Origin of the sequence: Fictibacillus sp. 18YEL24 (assembly GCF_015903855.1) — a bacterium.
In the GTDB taxonomy this organism is placed as follows: Bacteria; Bacillota; Bacilli; order Bacillales; family Fictibacillaceae; genus Fictibacillus; species Fictibacillus phosphorivorans_C.
Map to the genome: position 1 here is coordinate 661,481 of NZ_JACZDT010000002.1, position 20,428 is coordinate 681,908.

A 20,428-nucleotide genomic window follows, 5' to 3' on the forward strand; every position below is an offset into this window, starting at 1 on the left:
AGAAAAAACCTCCCGTAGGAGGCTGATCATTGTAATAGTCTATCTATCTGAGTAACAGACAAATCCTTAACGACTGGTAACCCTTCTGGAGGATTCTTAATCAACTCCGGGTTATATATAATTTTTAAGCGTGATTTGGATGGAGACATTTGACTTTGACCTGATTCAAAATCATAGGTGTTTAACCTGCCGTTGATGGGTTTTACTTTTCCTCTTGTTGCGTTTAAAACCACCTTTCGACCAAAGACTCCACCTTGAATTTCTACATTCGATCCAACTCCATAAATCTCCATTAGATTTTCTGAATAGAAGAATCCACGAATGATATTCGCATTGTCACCGTAAACGTTGTTATTTGATATTTGAATGGAATCTTTGCCAAAGAGTACAAGTGACTTTTCAATGTTATTGTTCATAATTCCCTGCAAGCGGGAGTAACGGATGGTCGTTTTCCCAGTAACATAAATGGTTGAATTAAACTTAACGTTGGCTCCCCATATGGTTAGATCGCCATCTATAAAGATAGGTCCGTCAATTTCAAATTGATTATACTCTCCGTAGCTGTAATGGTTGATATCTGTGTCTCCAATTGTAACGTCCCCTCCAAAGTATGCCCCTTGTTTAAACGTTAATTGGCTTGGACCAAATCTTCCTGCTGTTGCACTAGTAATGTTTACTTTTCGATCTGGAGAATATAGGCGGGTACTAAAGCTTTTAAATGTATGACTACCATGAATTTTTATATCTTGATGTGTAGCAACAGCAATGTTAGAAGATTCGTAGTTTCTTCTAATATTCTCCTGGTTTGCATTGTTATTAAAATTTCCATCGTTAAGCTTTGTAACCCCAATTTTCACTTCGGGGAAGTAGTATTGGGCTTTTTGTCCATCAATATCAATTGGAGCAAAGCTTGGAGCCCGCGAGTCAACGATAGGCACGTAATCCTTATTTATTTCGTTAAATGAGGTAAAGGCACTCCCGACACTTTCTTTGTTAATTTTTTGATAAGCCACATTGTTGTTAAAGTTTTTTTGCAGTATATGATCACTGTATCTTGAATCTGAAGTCATTTTATACAAACTTCCGGGAAGAATTAGATGAGCTTTCTTACCATTTTCACCTTCAACACTTGGTAAGTCTGATGTAATCCAATCATAGTCTGTACCTACGATTCCCTTGTTCTTCGTAATTAGATTCCTTTCTACATAAAGGTCCCCTTTAATGGCAACTCCTCCATGTAAAAACATATTTCCATCATCATCCCGGGCTGTACAGCCAATTCTGCCTTTACAAGGGTTATAGGCACCAAGTGCATAATTTAACGCTTCAGGTGTTTGTTTAGCACCAAGGTGAATGTTGGAGATTATTGTTTTAGTTTTACCGTTAACAGTCGCTTGGCTATGTAGGGTCATGGTCTGACTCAAGTCATCAGGATCAGCCGTAACCTTTTTCACATTATAAATTTTAACCTTTAATATTCCGTTATCGGATGGAAGAGTCGCAGTGGTTGGAAACTCATCATTTGCATTTGTTACTTCATAGTTTTTAATTATGTTTTTTAATGATAGATTAAAATCTTTTGAAGGCAAGCCTGCCAAAAGTTGTGATTTGGACTCAAGAAGAGTGGTTAAGTAGTCAATACCTTTCTCAGCTAATTCTACAGACTGTATTTGTGTTTCACGAGCATCTGTTTTTTTAACACCGTTAAACGTAGTAGAAATTAGTGACAGTCCAGCTACCGTAAAAATGACAATCATTAATAATACAATGATGAGCGTATTCCCTTTTTCAGTTAAGAGATTCTTCATTCCTACTCCTCCAAGAGCCCAAATTGACTTTGTAATGTTAAAGGTTTTGCATTCTCATTTTTATTGCTTTTTACGTTTAATATAATTTTGACGCTTTTGCCAACTTTAGCAATTGATGATCCATTAAAGTCAAATTCTTTAGAACTGATGTTTTGCCCATTTATAACAGGTACATTGTCAATAAAACCGACCGTTTTTATTGTGTTCTTGTTTACTTCATAGACTAATACATTTTGTCTGCCTGTTGATGCATCCTTTACTTTTGAAGCTGGTGCTGTGTAGATTATATCAATGATCTGTGCCATAACGAGATCTGCTTCATCGCGAAGTAATGTTTCGTTATAAATTTTTTTCTCCGTATTTATGCCACTTAGTAAAACAAAGTAGATAACTGTACCGATAATAGAAAAAAGCACAACAGAAAGGAGCGACTCAATCAAAGTAAGTCCATTTTGGTTCGACACTTTATTTAACATCTTTTACATACCCTTCTACTGAAGTAGTTGCTAACTTTTTATTATTGGTATATTGAATGGTTACCTTAACCGGAAGTAGTTGAATAGAGTTTTCTTCTCCGACTTGTGGCTTTACGGTAATTTTCGTCTCGTATTTGGTGTTATTGATTAAAGTCTCATAAATATCTCTACATTCTGATGAAGTGCATTTCGATTTCTCATAGATTGATGGCGATACTTTGATCTCATAGGCTTCGTAGTCATTTTGTAGTCGCTCCAAAGTCATTCTAGCTAGGTTGGTCGCTACTAATTTATTATTGTTACCTGTTGATATTTGGTTCGCTTGGTGAAAAAACTGTGATATGCCGATGACGGAAACAGAGAGGATCATAAGTGAAATGAGAACTTCTATAAGAGAAAAACCTTTTTCTGAAAGCATTGCACACATCCTCTGGATATTTTTTAGGTAAAAAGAACTATTTATGATTACGTATTAAAATGATTATACAATATTTTTTACAAAAGTTTGATATTATTGGATGTTTTTTAGTAATTTTGTAGTATTATAGGTTTAATTAGCTAATCTTGGAATTGGGGAGAGGACTTTGATACAATTTATTGTTCTATTAATATCGACAATATTGGTTGGTTCTTTATTGTATTTTTACCCGCCAAATGTTCCTATTAAATTGAAGATGAGCTTACTTGGAATAGCGTTCTTATTAGCGTTAGGTGGCTTATTTATTCTAGATACTCTATCACTTGGTTTAGCACTTGCGGCCATCACAGCCATTTCATTTATAGCTGCTTATCTTGCTGATAAGCGAGTGAACTTTATGGCTACAACAGGACAAACAGAGATTGTGCTTTCGTTTACAGAAGAAAAATCAACCTCTGAAAAAGCAGATGAAAATTTTAATGAGATTGAATTAACGGGTAGAGAGATTCTACCTAAGAGTGAATTAACTATCGACGATTTACAGAATAATGAAGAATTATATAATGAAGTCTCTATAGTTAATCAATCTATAGAAAGTAAAGAAGTACAACAGGTTAATGATATTGATTCAATTGAACTGTTAGATCTGGAGAATATTGAGCGTATTTCAGAGGACGAAAGTATTTTAGAAAACATTAATTCGGTCCAGAAGTTAACCGAAGATCATCAATTGGCAGAGTTAACAGAGGACGAATTAGTTTTTTTATCAGAAACAAGAGAAATTTCTGAAGAAGAGGTAACGAATCCACCAGATCCTACCGATATAGAGGATAAGGAGATTCTTTCACAACGATCCGCCTTATTAGAAGAGCTGGATGTGGTAGATGTGGTAGAAGAATTTCCTCAAGCAACGCCTTTACATGAAGTAGCTGTAGGCACGGAAGAAGAATTATCTCATGATAAAGATTATGAGTCTGAGAAAAACGAGTCGGCTGAGGAATTAGTTGCTGAGGAGATATTAGAAGAGATACCTACTACAAGTGAAGAAGAAAATAACACCGAAGAAACCTACATTATGGGAAATTCTATCATCGAAATTGAAATCACATCGGAAGAGCCTATCCAAGTTAAAACACAGATTGAAACACCTATGGAAGAAGTAACTGAAATGATCGAAAGTGTTGAAGTAGTTGATTTTATTGAAGAACAAGATGAGTATCAATTGTTAGATACGATTCAAGAGATAGAAGTAGAGGATACAGTGCAACCTTTACACAATATAGTTGAGAAAAGTACTCCTGAAATGAGTGATGACTTACAGGATATGCTTCTAAGCACTTTGTTTTCGTACGAAGAAACAGATGATCATAGCTCTTATCAAGAAATGCTCGTCACGTTAGTGAATCAAAAACTATCAGATAAAGACTTCTATCTGTTTTCGAAACTGTTGCTTGATTCTTATATGAAGTCTAGTGATTTAAGTAACGTCAATCCATTGATTGAGTCAATGGAAGAAAAGCTAAGCCATTACCCTGTGATTGTAGAAGAGCTTCAAAGATACAAAGAAATGAACAAATAACATAATTATTTAAAACATAAAGGACTGGGTGAGTAATATGAAAAAGAGTAATCAATTTGTTGGACTGCCTATTATCAGTATTGCAGACGGAGCAGAAGTAGGACATGTAAAGTCATTGGTCGTTAATCCAAAAGAAGGTATGGTTGATTTCCTAACCGTTGAACATGCAGACTGGCAGATCAGCGTACGTGCGGTTCCTTTTAAGAAAATCGTAGGTGTTGGAGAGTTTGCAGTCATGATTGAAGACAGTACATCAATCTTTGACTTAACAGAGATTCCAATTGCCAATGAACTTGTACAAAAGAAAATTAATGTCGTTGGAGCTAAGTTGATTGATCGTAAAGGTCAACTGATCGGAGAAGCGACCGAGTTCTTTATCAACGAAGACACGGGAGCCATTCTAGGTCTGGAATTGTCACTACGTTCAAAGAAAGTAATCCTTTCATCCGAACAGCTTATCACTTATGGACGTGATTTGATTGTTATTAAAGAAGAAGCACAGTTGAACTTTTTAGATAAAGCTGAGTCTTTATTAGGTGGCGTTGTTGAAGTAGAAGATGAGGTAGCTGTATCTGTTGAAACAAACGAGCTATCTGAGTTCCAAGAAAAGCAACTGAAATTATTGACTGGACGAACGACAACAAAAGATATTTTTGAGAGAAACGGTGAGCTTTTATTTCCGAACGGAACCACTCTAAATAAAGAGGATGTACGGAAAGCTCAAGAGAAAGGACCAGCCGTTCTAGCGGAACTTTCCATGAACGTTGTGGGCTAAAGAGAAAGCGATGGCTAAAAGAGAATTCAATCCTAAAAATTTTCTTGTGATCTTTGCATCCCTTAGCCTTGCAGCTCTTTTTCTTTTCTTGTTTAGTTACTTAGGGACAAAGGTATACTCTAATATTTTCGAAGAAGAAAAGTATGGTACGGGGGTTGCGTTAGCTTCTGTGCCTTTAGAAAATGTTGCAAAATCTGAAGCATTACCACTTGTAAATGAAAAAGTATCACAGTGGCAGAACGACTATCCCGTAATTTTGGTTTACAACGAAAAAAGAGTTCAATTGCCTAGTGATGTATGGCAGTTTCAGGTTGAAGATAGTCTGAAGAACCTTTCTGGCACTTCATCACCACTATTAGTAAATGTAAACAAAGAAACGGTTGAACAATCGATACAACAACTTCAAGTTAGTGGACTTACAGAGTTATTGGATGAAGAGATGTTACATGCACACCTGAAAAAGGTTGGCTCTACCTTACAAACAGCTGAACTTGAAGTTCCGATCAACGAATTTCTCACTACGTTCGGACAAGCAGAAGAAGTGGTGAGTGAAAGCACGATTAAACTTCCAGGAGAGCATGTTCTTTTGGAAGATTGGGTAGAGGGTTTAGAAAATTATGAGTTGAAACCAGGAGAAGTTTTCTCATTAATAGGCGCTCTAGAAGAAGTAGACATGACCGCACAAGATTCGATTGATCTTAACGTGTTGGCTAGTGGCATTTATGGAGCGATACAAAAGACAAACTTCAGCATTATCGAACGTCATACATCAAGAGAGCTGCCTGATTATTCGTCACTAGGATATGAAGCACTCGTTAAACCTCAAGACATGGATCTAGCTTTTAAGAATACAAACGCTTCGTCATATAAGTTCAACTTTATAATGGATGGAAACAATTTAAGCGTTTCAATTGTAGGGGTACCACTTCCTTATACATATACCGTCAAAGTGGACAAGCAAGTATTTGAACCAAAGACCATTATTCATTTTAATGACCAGCTGGCATCAATTTTGAGTGCAGTTACCGTAAGTGGTGGAAGGGAAGGTTATCTGGCAACGGTCTATCGGAAATCGTTTAGTTCTGGTGGTGAGGAAGTGGCTTCGGAAAAGCTAGCAGAAGACTTTTATCCACCTCGACATCGTATAGAGGAGAGAGGCTATCCAGTAGAGGAAGAGAAGACGCCTGAAACAACACCAGAAGAGGGTACACCTGGAACACCTTATCCGTATCCTTTCCCGTATTATCCAGATCCGAATAATCCGATGAACCCATATGTACCTGTAATGCCAGGTATTCCGGGCACTGACCCTTCGGATAAGCCAACTACATCAAAGCCTGTTCCAGAAAAAGAAACAAATCCTAGTAATCCTGGTAAAGAGAGCGATGGTGATAAAAATTGATCGTTCAAAAAAAACGCCTTGGTGATCTATTAGTAGAGTCTGGCTTGATTTCAGAAGATGTTCTTCAGCAAACATTAAAAGAAAAACGTAGCAACCAAAAGCTGGGTGATGCTCTTATCGAAAAAGGTTTGCTGACTGAACAGCAGCTTATCGAGGTACTTGAATTTCAACTTGGCATACCGCACTTAAGCTTGTATCGCTATCCGATTGATGAACAAGCAGTAGCTATTGTTCCTAGAGAGTTTGCAAGAAGACATTTTCTCATGCCGGTGAAAAAAGAAGCAGACAAGCTCTTTGTAGCGATGGCAGATCCTATGGATTTTACCGTTATTGATGATCTGCGATTGACAACAGGTTTTCAAATAGAACGTGCGATATCAGCAAAAGACGATATCATACGTGCTCATAACAAGTACTATGATATCGATGATTCTATGGACGAGTTTCTTGACCTACTGCCACAAGGTGCGTCGTTGAGTGATGACAGCCGAATGACAGAGGAAGATTCACCGATCGTTAAACTCGTAAACCAGATTATCCAACAAGGAGTTCAGCAAAAAGCGAGTGATATTCATTTTGACCCACATGAGACAAAGCTGGTCGTGCGTTATCGTATTGACGGCATGCTAAAAACGGAACGAAGTCTACCAAAGCATATGCAGAATATGCTGACGGCTCGTATTAAGATTATGGCGAACCTGAACATAACCGAAAGCCGACTGCCTCAAGATGGCAGAATTAAGATGACGCTTGATATGCATCCTGTAGATCTTCGTGTGTCTACATTGCCTGCCATCTATGGTGAAAAGATTGTTCTGCGTATTCTAGATCTCGGAAGTTCATTAAATCATCTAGAAAATTTAGGTTTTAATAAGCTGAACATGCAACGGTTTACAAATCTGATTAAACAGCCGAACGGAATCATCTTAATTACGGGTCCAACAGGATCAGGTAAATCATCTACTCTGTATGCGGCATTAAACAAATTGAACACTGAAGAAGTGAACCTAGTAACGATTGAGGATCCCGTTGAATATCAGTTAGCTGGGATCAACCAGATTCAAGTGAATTCTTCGGTCGGTCTTACGTTTGCAAGCGGTTTGCGCTCGATTCTCCGACAAGATCCTGACATCGTCATGATTGGGGAAATCCGTGATACAGAAACGGCAGAAATTGCAGTTCGTGCGTCTCTAACGGGTCACTTAGTATTAAGCACACTTCATACGAATGATTCGATTGGTACAATTGCTCGTCTAACTGATATGGGGGTTGAACCGTTCTTAGTTGCCGCATCGCTATCTGGGGTTATCGCTCAGCGATTGGTTAGAAGAGTATGCCGTGATTGTAAACAAACGTTTAAAGCCACAGAACGAGAAAAAGAAATCTTCGCTAAACGCGGTATCAAGATTGAAGCTGTTTCGCGAGGAAAAGGCTGTGGGATGTGCAACAGTACGGGATATAAAGGCAGGATTGCTCTTCATGAAGTTTTAGTTGTGGACGAGCACATTCGTCAGCTTATTATGAACAACAGACCGATTGTAGAATTGCGTGACTATGCAATGAAAAACGGAACCATCTTTTTGATCGATGATGGGTTTCTGAAAGTGAAACAAGGCTTAACGACGACTGAAGAAGTCTTGCGTGTAGCCATCAACGAGTAGGTGCTGACATGAAAGAAAAGCTGGAACAATGGCTGAGAGCAGCCTTTCAATTAAAAGCATCAGATGTTCACCTGTCTGTTGGAATGCCGCCTGTTTTTCGTATCAACGGTGGATTGAAACGATACGGAAGTGAAACGTTAAAGCCAGAGGATACAGAGAAAATTTCACAGATAGTCATTGATGAAAAGTATTATCCGGATTTTGAAGAAGCGGGAGAAATTGATATCTCGTATGGGATCCAAGGATTGTCGCGTTTTAGGGTAAACGCTTATCGTCAGCGGTCTTGTGTGAGTCTTGCTTTTCGAATCATTCCGACGTCAATTCCTAGTATGGAAGATTTAATGCTTCCTGAAAGTGTGCGAAAGATGGCGGGGAAACATCAAGGACTCGTGCTCGTTACCGGCCCAACAGGAAGTGGTAAGTCTACGACTCTTGCCTCGATGATCGATTTTATGAACCGGACGATGAGCCGGCACATAATTACGTTAGAGGACCCGATCGAGTACCTGCACAAACATCGAACGTGCGTGATCGACCAGCGTGAAATTGGGTTTGATACGAACAATTTTGCAAACGGTCTTCGTGCAGCACTCCGTCAAGACCCTGATGTGATTCTGCTCGGGGAAATGCGGGATTTGGAAACCATTGCGACCGCTATTACGGCAGCAGAAACGGGTCACCTTGTTCTAGGCACACTACATACGACAAACGCATCTTCAACGATCGATCGAATCGTCGATGTGTTTCCACCGGAACAACAAGGGCAGATTCGAATCCAGTTAGCCTCCGTATTAGTCGGTGTCATGTCGCAGCGACTTCTTCCTACCAATGATGGTAAAGGAAGAAGAGCCATTACAGAGGTATTAGTCAACACACCTGCTGTAGCAAACTTGATCCGTAATGAAAAGATTCACCAGATTCATAGTGTGATGCAAACGAGCAAGAACGCTGGGATGCATACGTTTGAGATGTCTGCCAAGGAAGCTCTTGAGCGCAACGAAGTTTCAAGAGAGTTCGTGGAGCCATATCTCCTGGAGAAAGGGGGATGAGATGGCACAATTTAGTTATGTAGGCCGTGATAAGAGCGGGAAAAAACGTACAGGATCCGTTCTTGGACTATCCAAGCGTGAAGCGGTTCTAAAGCTAAAAGAAAAAGGAATCGCAGTCACCGAAGTGCAAGAGATGAAGCAAACGCTGTTTAATAAAGAAATTTCTTTAGGCAGTCCAGTGAAATCTCAGCAGTTTGTCATTTTTTTAAGGCAGTTTGCAACATTGTTACGAGCGGGTGTATCCGTTGTTGACTCGACAACTATCATGGCTGCTCAGACAGAAAGTAAAGCGTTGCAAAAGGTGTTAGCAGATGTGGAAGAAGAGCTTCGTCAAGGAAATCCACTCTCTAGTGCCATGAGCCGACACCGAAATGTTTTTCCTCCTATGGTCATCAACATGGTGTCAGCAGGAGAAGCAGGAGGTAGTTTGGACGATACTCTCGACCAGCTGGCTACTTACTTTGAAAAGCAACATTATACGAAGCAAAAAATCATTTCAGCGATGATGTATCCGATGATTGTCGGAGTGGTTGCAGTGTTTGTCGTAATCTTCTTACTTGCCAAGGTTGTGCCAACGTTTGCAACTATGCTGCAAGAAGCAGGTGGAGAATTACCCGCCATCACAAAGTTTGTCTTAAGTGCTAGTAATTTTATGCAAGAGTATTGGTGGCTTTTAATTACTATTGTAGTACTACTCTATGTGTCACTCTTAGTTATCCGAAAAAATAAATCCAGTCGCTATTACTTTGATTACGTAATTTTAAAGATACCTGTATTCGGTAAACTCCTTCAAAAGTCAGCATTAGCGAGGATGACCAGAACACTTAGCTCTCTCTTCTCAAGCTCTGTACCTATTCTGCAATCTCTATCGATTGTGGAAAAAGTGGTTGAAAATGAAGTCGTGGCAAAAGTAATTCGCGAATCGAGAAGTTCACTAGAAACCGGTCAACGGTTAACAGAACCGATGAAGAGGCATTGGATATTTCCACCTTTAGTGACTCAGATGATTTCCATCGGCGAAGAAACGGGTTCTCTCGATGAAATGCTTGCAAAAGTGGCGGAATTTTATGAAAAAGAAGTAGAAACAGGGACGGATCGATTGAAAGCAATGATTGAACCATTAATGATTGTTTTCTTGGCATCAGTCGTAGGAACAATAGTTATTTCAGTAATGGTGCCTATGTTTGAGATTTATAAAAATGTTGGATAAAAGCACAAATTAAACATGTAAAGGGGATTAATAAGATGTTGAACAAACTATTAAAGAAGCATTTAAAAAATGAGAAAGGTTTAACTTTAATCGAGTTACTAGTAGTTGTGGTTATCTTAGGTATCATTGCAGCAATCGCTGTAGTAAGTATTGGTGGCATTTTAGACAACTCTAAGAGAGATGCGCACGCGGCAAATGCTCAACAGATGGTTAACGCAGCAAAAATGTGGGCAACTGGAAATGCGAATGGTACTGCGTTAGATGATGGAGCAGAATCTTTAACTTTAAAAAAATTATATGACGAAAAATTAATAGATACTATGGTTGATCCTGATACCAAAACAAATTCTTATGACCTTGCTAAAAGTAAAGTAGATGTTACAAAAACTGCTTCAACCTTTACTTACAAAGTTGTCTTAGTTGGAAAAGAAAAAGAAATAAAAGAAACAACTCCTGATAAATTAGATAGATCAGCAGTATCAGAAATTAAAGCACCATAACACGAAAAGTGAATCCCCTCCTCTAGCAGAGGGGATTCACTAATGACTTATGATTTTTTTCACGGTGGCTTCAACAATGAAGGCATCGTGAAAGAAATTCATATTGATTTATGATTTATTAAATGTATTAGACATATTGAGGTGATTTCCATGGGGTTGTTTGGTCTAAATCTATTTAACAAAAGAAGAATTAATTTAATACTTCAAGACCACGTCATCCGTTATTTGGATTACCGTCATCCAGAAGACCTTGATGTAAAAAGCTCTGGTGAACGTTATCTTCCTGAAGGACTAATTCACGATGGGATCATTGTAGATCGAGAAACTCTCTTAACCATTCTTGAAGAGTGTGTAGCAGAATGGGGGTTGAAAGGCCGGGAGGTACAATTCTTGATTCCTGACAGCAAACTCGTCATTCGTAAGCATCAAGTGCCTATTAATCAAAAAGATGAAGAAATTAAAGGTTATCTGTACATGGAACTAGGTAATACCATACATTTACCTTTTGAAGACCCTGTTTTTGATTATGTTTTACTTGAAGGTGATGAAGAGAAGCGAGAGATTTTGCTATTTGCAGCTTCAGAAAAAATGGTAAATGATTATTCAACATTGCTTACTGATGCGAAGTTAAAGCCTGTGGTAGCGGATGCCTCATGTGTCTCCTTGTATCGCCTTATTTTTATGAAAGATCTGGTTTCTGAAAAAGATCATACCCTTTGTCTACAGTTTGATATCCCAGCTGTTCAACTGAGTATTTTTCATCACCATAAACCTTATTTCTTTAACCATTTAAAAATGGAGACAGATTATAAGAGTTGGGACTTTAAACAGCATTCTACAGGGGTACAAAGAGTAGAATGGCAAGGTGATTCTGGTTATATCCATGGATTGATAGAAGATAAGCTTGTAGAGATTGAACGCATCGTAAACTATTACAAGTTTACGATTAATCACGGTAAACAGGGTATAACTAGAGTGGTGTTGTCAGGGGAGTTGCCAGAGTTGAAATATATTCAAGAACGGTTATCTTCGAAGTTAGATGTACCTGTATTGACCATTCAGCCATCTGATCAGTTGCTTCCTCCTCAATTTGATGTTGTTTTAGGGCTGGGACTAAAAGAGGTGGAGCTATGTTAGTAGATATTAACCTTTTACCCGTTAAAGAAAGTAAATCATTAAAAACTACTATTCTATTCATTGTTGCAGTAACCTTGTTATTAGGTTCCGCAACATGGATAGGGCTTGATTATTATGTGAATTCTGGGAAACTGCAAGAGAAAGAACGAATTTTAGCTCAAGAAAAGCTATTGGTACAAGAACAGTTAAAAAAACAACAAGAAGCTGTTCCCCAAGTAGGTTCAGAGCCTCTAGCCGAAAAAATAGATTATATCCGAGACAAAAAGATTGCTGCTACAGACCTACTTCAGCATTTAGTAGCTTTACTTCCTGAACGTGGTTACTTTATCAATTATGAATATAAAGATAAGAGAACAATCCTTGTTGAAGCTCAGTTTGATACATTAGCTGAAACTTCTAATTATTTATATGAATTAACAAATTCTCCATATTTAGCTGCTGCATCTATTGAAAAAATGGAAACAACTAATTTTGAAGAGATTAATGAGGGAGAAGATATGACAGCTATGGCAGATTATCTCCCTAGATATAGAAGTTTATATAAAATTGAATTTGAGAAAGACAAAATTCTTGAGTTAAAAGGTGAAGAGAATGACGGAGAGTAAAAAGCTTCTTACATATGTGGGATTAGGTGTCATTCTTATTTTAATAATTGGTGGAGTTTACGGCTATTTCGGTTTATTAACACCGCTTCATCAGAAAATAGAATCTGTAGATGCAGAAATGAAACAGCAAGAGGTTATTTTAGATAAAGCAAGTGCTTCTGTGGCTGTAACTACTCAAACGAGTGAAAATACATTTGCTCTTCAAGAGGAAGTTCCAGTGAAACCTCTCGTTGATCAACTGATGTTGCAGTTCGAGAAAGCCGAAGTCTTATCAGATAGTCTTATCCTAACAGTAGACTTTACCGATGATGATGTAACAGAGGAAGACGAAGTTGTAGCAGAAGAGACTACTGATGATACTACAACTGAAGAAACACCCGATACGGAAAATGCAGAAACTAGTACCGAGGCAAACTCGGATGTGGAAGATGACATCTCGAACGAAGATGATACGGTAGAAACTAGTGAAACAACAATACCTGCTGAACCAGAAGTGTTACCACAAGGTGTGAAGAAAATCACAGCAGAAATGTCAGTCGTATCTAAAGACTTCAAAAGTATTAAAACGTTCATCAAAACGATTGAAGAACTCAAACGGGTAATCGTAGTGGAAGGAATTACGTTCTCCGGAATGGATGAGCTTGAAGTTGCTTCTCCTGATGCTGTAACGGATCAGCTTAAATACGAAATCACCATTTCAGCCTATTATTTACCGGAACTCACGGATTACTTAAAAGATCTTCCAAAAGGAGAGTTTCCAGCTCCGAACGGAAAAGAAGATCCACTTATTAAGAAAGATTAGATTGAAAAAGCCAATCATCCTCTGCATGGGGTGATTGGCTTTAACTTTTTATTTAATATGTTTAATCAAAAACTCTGCATATTCTTTTGCACCTGTATGTGTTAAATGAACACCATCATTACCGATGAACTCTGGGTGAGATTCACTCATCTCAAACCAGTCTACAACTTTAACGTGTTTGTACTCTTGAGCAACATTAGAAATCGTCTCATTCACTTCCCGCTGCCAAGGCTTTGGAACACGCGCTGTAATCATATAAATATCTCGATCACCGATTAATTCAATTAAATTATGCATTCTCTTTTCAGATAGTGGCCCGTTCGCTCCAAGCTCGATAACAACAATCTCTCCTAAACTGCCTGAGCTTTTCTTCTGCTGAACAAGATCTTCAGCTTCTCTAAACTGCCGTCCAATCTTCGCGTCCACTTTTGCATTTGGAAATACTTCCTCTATATGAGGTATCACATCAATCATGACGGAGTCACCGATGACAGAGAGTGAGCGTGTATCTTGAACAGGTTGTTTCTCTTCATCTTTTTCTTCATCATTAGTTGGTGTTTCTTCAGAAGGCTTTTCTTCAGTTTTTTCGTCTTCTTTTGGCGTATCAGGCTTCGGTTCTGGTCTCACCGTATTCTCTGGCGGTGGCTCTTCATTGCCAACTTTGTCTTGTATAGCAGAGATTACTTTACCTTTACTTAACGCTACTGAAGTTGTCGTGAAGCCGATTGCAGATACGCACATGAAAAGACCTAGAATACAAGCTGTTAACACAAACTTTCCGATAAACGACCGCTCACGTTTCCATTCACCGCGTTTCACTACTCGACAGAATCTCGATAACGCACCTTTACGGATCGGGTTTTCGATGTATTTCCAAGATAGGTTAGCTAGGACTAAGATGAGTACAATCTGAAATGTCGTTCTAAAAAAGCTTGGCGAATCCGCTCCCCATTGAGGGCTCGTCAGAACAATTACTGGGAAGTGCCACAGATAGATTCCGTACGAACGAATGCCGACCCAGCGTAACGGTTTAAAGCTTAACCAAGTGTTGAGTCTGCTTGATGGGTGGACCATAACGGCTACTACTAAAAGAGCGGCAACAGATATCGCGACCATTCCACCTTGGTAGAGAAAGTCTTGATATTGATCCGTGCTTGCGAACATGTAAAAGATAAAAGCGAGTGCGGATAGTCCGACAAAGTCTAGTTTCCAACGAATTTCTGGTGGTAGAGTACTAGACAGTTTGCGGCTTGGCCAGATGACAGCAAGACTTGCTCCTAGTAGAAGGGAGAACACGCGCGTATCTGTTCCGTAATAGATACGGCTCGGATCTGCACCTGGTTCGTACATGAGTGTCATAGCTGCTGCTGAGATAAGTGCACCTGCTAGCATCATAGAAAACAGGGAACCTTCACGAACTTTCATTTTTAATAGAACGATAATGACTAAAGGCCATAAGATATAAAATTGTTCTTCCACCGCTAACGACCAAAAGTGGGTTAGTAGGGAAGGGGGTCCAAAGCTTTCAAAATACGAAAGATCTTGGAATATATACCACCAGTTGCTTACATAAAGAATGGCTGCAACGGTATCTTCTTCAAGTTTTTCAAGCATGGATGGCTCGAACAAGGTTACGTATGTGACGACGACGAGAAGCATCGTAAACATGGCTGGCAATAACCTTCGGGCTCGGCGGATCCAGAAGTTTTTAAAGTTAATAGAATTTGTCGTTACATATTCAGTGATTAATAGATCGGTTATTAGATATCCTGATAAAACAAAAAAGACAGTAACCCCTAGTAGACCGCCTGCCGCCCATTCAAAATTCAGATGATAGGCGATAACTGCAAGTACGGCGATGGCTCTGAGCCCATCCAGGCCAGTTATGTATCTGTTTCTGTGTAGAGGTTGTTCCATGGCTTTCGTTTGCTTAACGGTTGAGTTAGGCTGTTGGCTGCGTTTTCGTTGTTGCTTCGATTGTCGGTGTTTCATTACTGCCAGAATCCTCTCGTTTTCAATTTTTCATTTTTTAGAGTATGTATTGCTATATGTAAATGCCGCAGACATTATTGGTCATTTTTCTACATTTTTTATGTTCCTAAGCAACTATTTTACAATAAATAATTAGAAGATTGAGTAGTTTCATAGAATTGTAATAAAATTTTTTTCTGGACTTCTTTCTTTACTCTTCCTCAACAATTTTTTGATTAATCCGATATAAATTTTAGAGAAAATAAAAGGGGCGATGAAGGTGGAACTGCAATCGATTAGTTCTCCTGTATTTCAAAAGTCTGAGCCTGTGCTTAAAAGCCAAAACCAACCAGAACAAACGACTCAAGCCGAAGCTTCAGTACAGAGTAAACCAGCGAAAGAATCACTAGAAAAAGTGATTGATGCGATGAACGATATGTTAAAGCCAACACACACTTCTTCAAAATTTGTGCTTCACGAAAAGTTGAACGATTATTACGTTCAGGTCGTGGACGAAGTGACACAAGAGGTGCTCAAGGAGATTCCAAACAAAAAGTTCCTTGATATGTATGCAGATATGATTGACTTTATGGGTATTTTTGTAGATAAAAAAATTTAGGGACGGTGATGAACCGTGAGTATGAGAATTGGCGGATTAGCCAGCGGAATGGACATCGATACGATCGTTGGGGACTTAATGAAAGCAGAGCGCATCCCACTCGATAAACTAGCGCAAAAGAAAACAACGCTAGAGTGGCAGCGTGATGATTATCGTTCGATGAATAAGCTGCTGACTGATCTCGATCGTTTCGTTTTAGACGGTATCGCTCTTCAAGGGACGTTTAATAAGAAGACAGTCACAAGTACGAATCCAAATGCGGTAACTGCAACTGCAGCGGGAAGTGCTTCTAATATTACATCAAACATTAAGGTTACTCAGCTGGCAACAGCAAGGAACTGGGTATCTGCGCCGATTTTAGATGCTGGCGTTAAGGCCAAAGGTACCGAGCTATTAAAAGATGTTAATGCAGCATTTGGAACAACACCCATTGAACTGAAATTTAAAGTTCAAAAACCAGGAAGCACAACGCTAGAAGCTGAGAAAACAATTTCAATTGACCCAACAAAGGATACTCTAGAGTCTGTTGCGAAGAAATTTTCAGAAGCAGGGCTTGAAATGTCTGCATTCTATGATGAATCTACAGGGAAATTTGCAATTTCAAATAACTTAACAGGTAAAGGTTCGAATCTCTCTCTTGAAAGTGCTGATACAGTTACGTTCTTTTCTAATCTTGGTTTTTCAATTGATGGGAAAAATCTTGGTGCAGCAAACTCTGACAATGGAGTAAACGCTAAATTCGATCTTAATGGGATTACTGGGATAGAGCGCACATCCAACAACTTCACAATCAGCGGGGTTTCCTATTCACTAAAAGCAGTAGGAGAATCCACCATTAGCTCAACTACAGATACTGAAGGTGTAATCACTTCCATTAAAGATTTTGTAAAGAAATACAACGAAACGATTGAAGCGATCAATAAAAAGACTGCTGAAACTAAGTACCGTGATTTTCCTCCTCTAACGGATGCACAGCGTAAAGACTTATCTGAAAAAGAAGCGGAACTGTGGGATGAGAAGGCGAAGAGCGGGATGCTGCGTGGAGATTCTATCCTATCGAGTGGTTTGAACACGATGCGTTCGGTTTTATATGCCTCTGTTAATACAGGAGACACGAAATATGATCAGCTTTCTGAGATCGGAATCACAACTTCTCGTAACTACCTCGATAAAGGGAAACTAGAGATCGATGATAAGAAACTAAGAGAAGCATTAGCGGCGAATCCTGAAGCTGTAATGAAGATGTTCACTGGCGATAGCACAAATAACGTGGAAGGCATTGCGAAAAAACTGCGTGCCTCGATTGATCAGACTGTCGACAAAATCGAACTAAAAGCAGGAAACGCACTTCGTACAAATGCTCAGTTTACGCTAGGGAAAGAGTTAACTGATGTAGACAAGCGTATCTCGGCTTTTGAAGATCGTCTGAAGCAGGTGGAGGACCGCTATTGGCGTCAGTTCTCGGCCATGGAGTCAGCGATTCAACGTTCCAACCAACAATCCATGTACTTAATGCAGCAGTTTGGCGGCGGACAGTAATTTCAAACCAAAAAGGAGTGTTACCTTTACATGTCCATACTTAACGCAAACAAGGCGTATCAAAATAACTCAGTCCAAACGGCGTCTCCCGGCGAGTTGACGCTCATGCTCTATAACGGATGTTTAAAATTTATCGGTCTCGCGCGAACAGGGATCGAACTTAAAAATACAGAACAAAAGAATACAAATCTATTAAAAGCACAAAAGATCATTCAAGAATTGATGGTCACGCTGAATATGGACCTTGAAGTATCAAAGTCATTAATGACGATGTACGATTACATCAACCGTCGTCTGATTGAAGCAAACATTCAAAATGACGTGAAGATCTTGGATGAAGTGGAAGACTATGTGCTGGATTTCCGCAATACGTGGAAAGAAGTGATTCAGATCAACCGCCGCATGCAGCATGGCGAAACAGGGCGCGTGTGATGCCTGTCGTGAAAATTCTGCTTGAGATTACGAAGAACCTGTATGATCATGTGAGCGCAGGTTTGCCGAAAGAAGAGCGCGAAATCTATATCGATCGTTTAAATGAACTGCTCGATCAGCGTCAAGCGACAATCAGCAACTTACCTGCCACGTATTCGGAAGACGAACAGCGTATGGGGCGTTTGATTCTGAAGATGAATGAGACGATCGATCCTCTTTTAACGCGGCAGTTTGAAGAGATTAAGCATAATCTTTCAACGATGAAGAAAAAGAAAGAAAAAAATACCCACTACGCGAACCCGTATCAGTCAGTTTCAGTGGATGGGATGTATTTTGATAAGAAGAATTAATTAAAAGGCACTAGCTGTGGATTAGCTGAGTGCCTTTTTTACGTGGAAATCAGTAGATTACAAATACCTCAAAAACCTCTCCGGACTCTCCAAAAAGTTTTTCGTGATCTGCACATGTTCCAGTTCTTCGTAAGGAGTTGGAGCGGGTGGCAGGGAATCGAGACTGATAATTTCTGCACCAGGATAGGCCATCAAGATGGAAGAATGAGTCGCAATAATGAACTGTGCGTTCTGTTGCTCCATCTCTTTTAACATCGATATAAAACTTAACTGTTTCATAGGGGATAGCGGAACTTCTGGCTCGTCGAGAATATATAAGCCGTTCGGGCGAAAGCGTGATTGAAAAAAATCTAAAAAACGTTCTCCATGTGACCGAAACTCTAGACCATCATTATAAAGTTCCTTGAGTTCAGCGAGCGTTCGATTGTGTGGTAGGGAAGCAAGGCTCTTCGCATAAGCAGACTTGTCTTTGTACTCCACTTCAATGTTTGCTAATTCTTGTAGCGCGGTCTTTTTCATTTCTGCTGCTCGCCTCACAAAGCTAACAAAGTCTTCTGCGTTTAGAAAGAATCCTTTTTTTGTTTTCACACTCCACGTCAATTTTAACTGTTTGGCCATTTTTTTGATGGCGGTGTTCTCTTTTTCTGACCGATTGATCTGAACAGAACCTGCTTGATCTGCGATTGCCTCGAGCAACGTTGATTTCCCTGTTCCATTTTCACCTACTAAGATGGTGACAGGTTTTTGAAAGTGAAGAGACTCTAAGGATTGAAGAAGCGGAAGCTGAAATGGATATCCATCTTGTTTCGTATCTTTTCTGTATAGAACTGATTTTAGAATCACGAAAAAGCACCTCTTTCTCAAAGAGTTCTTACTTTTAATTCTACCACTGAGTTTAGAGATGCTTCTATAGAGAATGGCTATTCGTTAATTGTTACTTTATCGTGAAACTTCCCGGTATACACGGACTGTGGACGGTAAATCGTGTTGTCTTCTGATTGCTCTAAAATGTGAGCGGTCCATCCAACCATTCTGCTTGCTGTAAAGGTAGGAGTGAATAAAGCAGGATCTAGTTCGATCGCCTTCATAATCGCTGCAGCGTAGAATTCAACGTTCGTATACAACGCTCTGCCTGGTTTGTATTCCTGTAGTAACGTTATTGCTGTTTTTTCTACTTCCAGCGCGAGATCTAACCACTCATCTTCACCGACCAACTCTAAAAGTTTTCCTTTTAGTGCAACTGCTCGTGGATCGTGTGTTTTATAAACACGATGTCCGAATCCCATCAGCTTCTCACCATTCTCCAATTTACCTCGTATCACTTGTTCAGCACTTCCAGCTTTTCTAATTTCGTCTAGCAAGTCAATGACCGCTGAAGGTGCTCCGCCATGGAGTGGTCCTTTCATCGTTCCAATCGCAGATGTTGCGGCTGAAACCATATCCGATTCGGTCGATGCTGTAACCCGAGCTGAAAAAGTGGAAGCGTTCATTCCGTGCTCGAGCGTTAAGATCATGTAGGTTTCAAGTGCTAGTGTATGGGCTTTACTCGGTATGTCACCTGTAAGCATATATAGGTAGTTTTCAACATGACTTAACTCGGTAGATGGCTCAACAAAAGGCTTACCATTTAAAAGACTTGTCCAATAGCAAATGACGATCGGAACAAGACTCGTTAACCGAATGGCTTGTAACACGGTTGGCTTCCATCCGTAACTTGAGACACCTTCAGAGGAAATGGCCGTTCGGATTACACTCATCATATCCATGTCTTCAGGCAGGTGGTCTAGGATTGTTTTTATATGAAGAGGAAGCTCACGATTTATTATAAGTACGCTTGTGAGATTTTGTAATTGTTCATCGTTAGGAAGTTCACCGAACCAAAGAAGGTGTGCTACTTCTTCAAACGAAAAACGTGAAGTAAGGTCCCCGATCTCATACCCTCTGTAGATTAGCTTGCCCTCTGTACCATCAATATGGCTGATCGCTGTCTCCGCTGCAACGATTCCTTTAAGTCCTTTTTGCATCATGGTTTTCACTCCTTCCATTATTTAGTATCATTGTATAGAATGAAATTGATATATGATATTAATTGTTT

Annotated in this window: 20 protein-coding genes; 14 read left to right on the forward strand and 6 right to left on the reverse strand. The window is 39.4% G+C overall.

What is annotated here, in order from left to right:
- Positions 1-26: 26 nt before the first annotated feature.
- Genes HU823_RS08600 through HU823_RS08610 form a run of 3 tightly spaced genes read right to left on the reverse strand, consistent with a single transcriptional unit; the run spans position 27 to position 2,702 of the window.
- The gene (locus HU823_RS08600) at positions 27-1,808 is read right to left on the reverse strand and encodes a hypothetical protein (RefSeq protein ID WP_197221836.1); all 1,782 of its coding nucleotides are present in this window, start codon (positions 1,806-1,808) and stop codon (positions 27-29) included.
- A 2-nt stretch (positions 1,809-1,810) separates the two neighbouring features.
- Complete coding sequence (locus HU823_RS08605; RefSeq protein ID WP_197221837.1) at positions 1,811-2,284, reverse strand: PulJ/GspJ family protein; 474 nt, start codon at positions 2,282-2,284, stop codon at positions 1,811-1,813.
- Positions 2,274-2,702, reverse strand: coding sequence for a type IV pilus modification PilV family protein (locus HU823_RS08610; protein ID WP_197221838.1), 429 nt, complete (start codon positions 2,700-2,702; stop codon positions 2,274-2,276). The genes HU823_RS08605 and HU823_RS08610 overlap by 11 nt, the downstream gene beginning before the upstream one ends.
- Positions 2,703-2,868: 166 nt before the next feature.
- Here HU823_RS08610 and HU823_RS08615 point away from each other — a divergent pair, with 166 nt between their 5' ends.
- From HU823_RS08615 to HU823_RS08660, 10 genes are all read left to right on the forward strand, one after another.
- On the forward strand, positions 2,869-4,281 hold the full coding sequence (locus tag HU823_RS08615; protein WP_197221839.1) for a hypothetical protein: 1,413 nt from the start codon (positions 2,869-2,871) through the stop codon (positions 4,279-4,281).
- Between the two features lie 37 nt (positions 4,282-4,318).
- A complete protein-coding gene (locus tag HU823_RS08620) occupies positions 4,319-5,056 on the forward strand; it encodes a PRC-barrel domain-containing protein (protein ID WP_137791986.1) in 738 nt (245 codons plus the stop codon).
- A 10-nt stretch (positions 5,057-5,066) separates the two neighbouring features.
- A complete protein-coding gene (locus tag HU823_RS08625) occupies positions 5,067-6,458 on the forward strand; it encodes a VanW family protein (protein WP_197221840.1) in 1,392 nt (463 codons plus the stop codon).
- Positions 6,455-8,119: a GspE/PulE family protein gene (locus tag HU823_RS08630; protein WP_197221841.1), complete on the forward strand. Its 1,665-nt coding sequence runs from the start codon at positions 6,455-6,457 to the stop codon at positions 8,117-8,119. The genes HU823_RS08625 and HU823_RS08630 overlap by 4 nt, the downstream gene beginning before the upstream one ends.
- A gap of 8 nt (positions 8,120-8,127) precedes the next feature.
- On the forward strand, positions 8,128-9,168 hold the full coding sequence (locus tag HU823_RS08635) for a type IV pilus twitching motility protein PilT (protein WP_197221842.1): 1,041 nt from the start codon (positions 8,128-8,130) through the stop codon (positions 9,166-9,168).
- Position 9,169: 1 nt separating this feature from the next.
- Positions 9,170-10,378, forward strand: coding sequence for a type II secretion system F family protein (locus tag HU823_RS08640; protein ID WP_197221843.1), 1,209 nt, complete (start codon positions 9,170-9,172; stop codon positions 10,376-10,378).
- Positions 10,379-10,413: 35 nt separating this feature from the next.
- Entirely contained in the window at positions 10,414-10,878 is a 465-nt protein-coding gene (locus tag HU823_RS08645; protein WP_197221844.1) for a type II secretion system protein, read from the forward strand.
- 150 nt (positions 10,879-11,028) lie between these two features.
- A complete protein-coding gene (pilM, locus tag HU823_RS08650; protein WP_197221845.1) occupies positions 11,029-12,015 on the forward strand; it encodes a type IV pilus biogenesis protein PilM in 987 nt (328 codons plus the stop codon).
- Positions 12,009-12,620 (forward strand): PilN domain-containing protein, encoded by a 612-nt coding sequence (locus HU823_RS08655; RefSeq protein WP_197221846.1) that lies wholly within the window; start codon positions 12,009-12,011, stop codon positions 12,618-12,620. Before pilM ends, HU823_RS08655 begins: the two co-directional genes overlap by 7 nt.
- Positions 12,607-13,422 carry a hypothetical protein gene (locus HU823_RS08660; protein ID WP_197221847.1) on the forward strand — a complete coding sequence of 272 codons (816 nt, stop codon included), beginning with the start codon at positions 12,607-12,609 and terminating at the stop codon, positions 13,420-13,422. Before HU823_RS08655 ends, HU823_RS08660 begins: the two co-directional genes overlap by 14 nt.
- A gap of 48 nt (positions 13,423-13,470) precedes the next feature.
- Here the strand turns inward: HU823_RS08660 and HU823_RS08665 are convergent, their stop codons facing one another.
- Positions 13,471-15,414 (reverse strand): acyltransferase family protein, encoded by a 1,944-nt coding sequence (locus HU823_RS08665; RefSeq protein WP_231607341.1) that lies wholly within the window; start codon positions 15,412-15,414, stop codon positions 13,471-13,473.
- Positions 15,415-15,673: 259 nt separating this feature from the next.
- On the opposite strand from HU823_RS08665, the gene flaG reads away from it, so the two are divergent.
- The 4 genes from flaG to HU823_RS08685 are packed head-to-tail and all read left to right on the forward strand — an operon-like array spanning position 15,674 to position 18,333.
- Complete coding sequence (gene flaG / locus HU823_RS08670; protein WP_260858312.1) at positions 15,674-16,012, forward strand: flagellar protein FlaG; 339 nt, start codon at positions 15,674-15,676, stop codon at positions 16,010-16,012.
- A gap of 21 nt (positions 16,013-16,033) precedes the next feature.
- A complete protein-coding gene (locus HU823_RS08675) occupies positions 16,034-17,551 on the forward strand; it encodes a flagellar hook-associated protein 2 (protein WP_197222008.1) in 1,518 nt (505 codons plus the stop codon).
- 30 nt (positions 17,552-17,581) lie between these two features.
- Positions 17,582-17,983 carry a flagellar export chaperone FliS gene (fliS, locus tag HU823_RS08680; RefSeq protein WP_066397945.1) on the forward strand — a complete coding sequence of 134 codons (402 nt, stop codon included), beginning with the start codon at positions 17,582-17,584 and terminating at the stop codon, positions 17,981-17,983.
- Positions 17,983-18,333, forward strand: coding sequence for a hypothetical protein (locus HU823_RS08685; RefSeq protein ID WP_197221848.1), 351 nt, complete (start codon positions 17,983-17,985; stop codon positions 18,331-18,333). The genes fliS and HU823_RS08685 overlap by 1 nt, the downstream gene beginning before the upstream one ends.
- Before the next feature lie 57 nt (positions 18,334-18,390).
- On the opposite strand, the gene HU823_RS08690 is transcribed toward HU823_RS08685, so the two are convergent.
- On the reverse strand, positions 18,391-19,176 hold the full coding sequence (locus HU823_RS08690; protein WP_197221849.1) for an AAA family ATPase: 786 nt from the start codon (positions 19,174-19,176) through the stop codon (positions 18,391-18,393).
- A gap of 77 nt (positions 19,177-19,253) precedes the next feature.
- Positions 19,254-20,360: a citrate synthase/methylcitrate synthase gene (locus HU823_RS08695; protein WP_197221850.1), complete on the reverse strand. Its 1,107-nt coding sequence runs from the start codon at positions 20,358-20,360 to the stop codon at positions 19,254-19,256.
- Positions 20,361-20,428 lie beyond the last annotated feature (68 nt).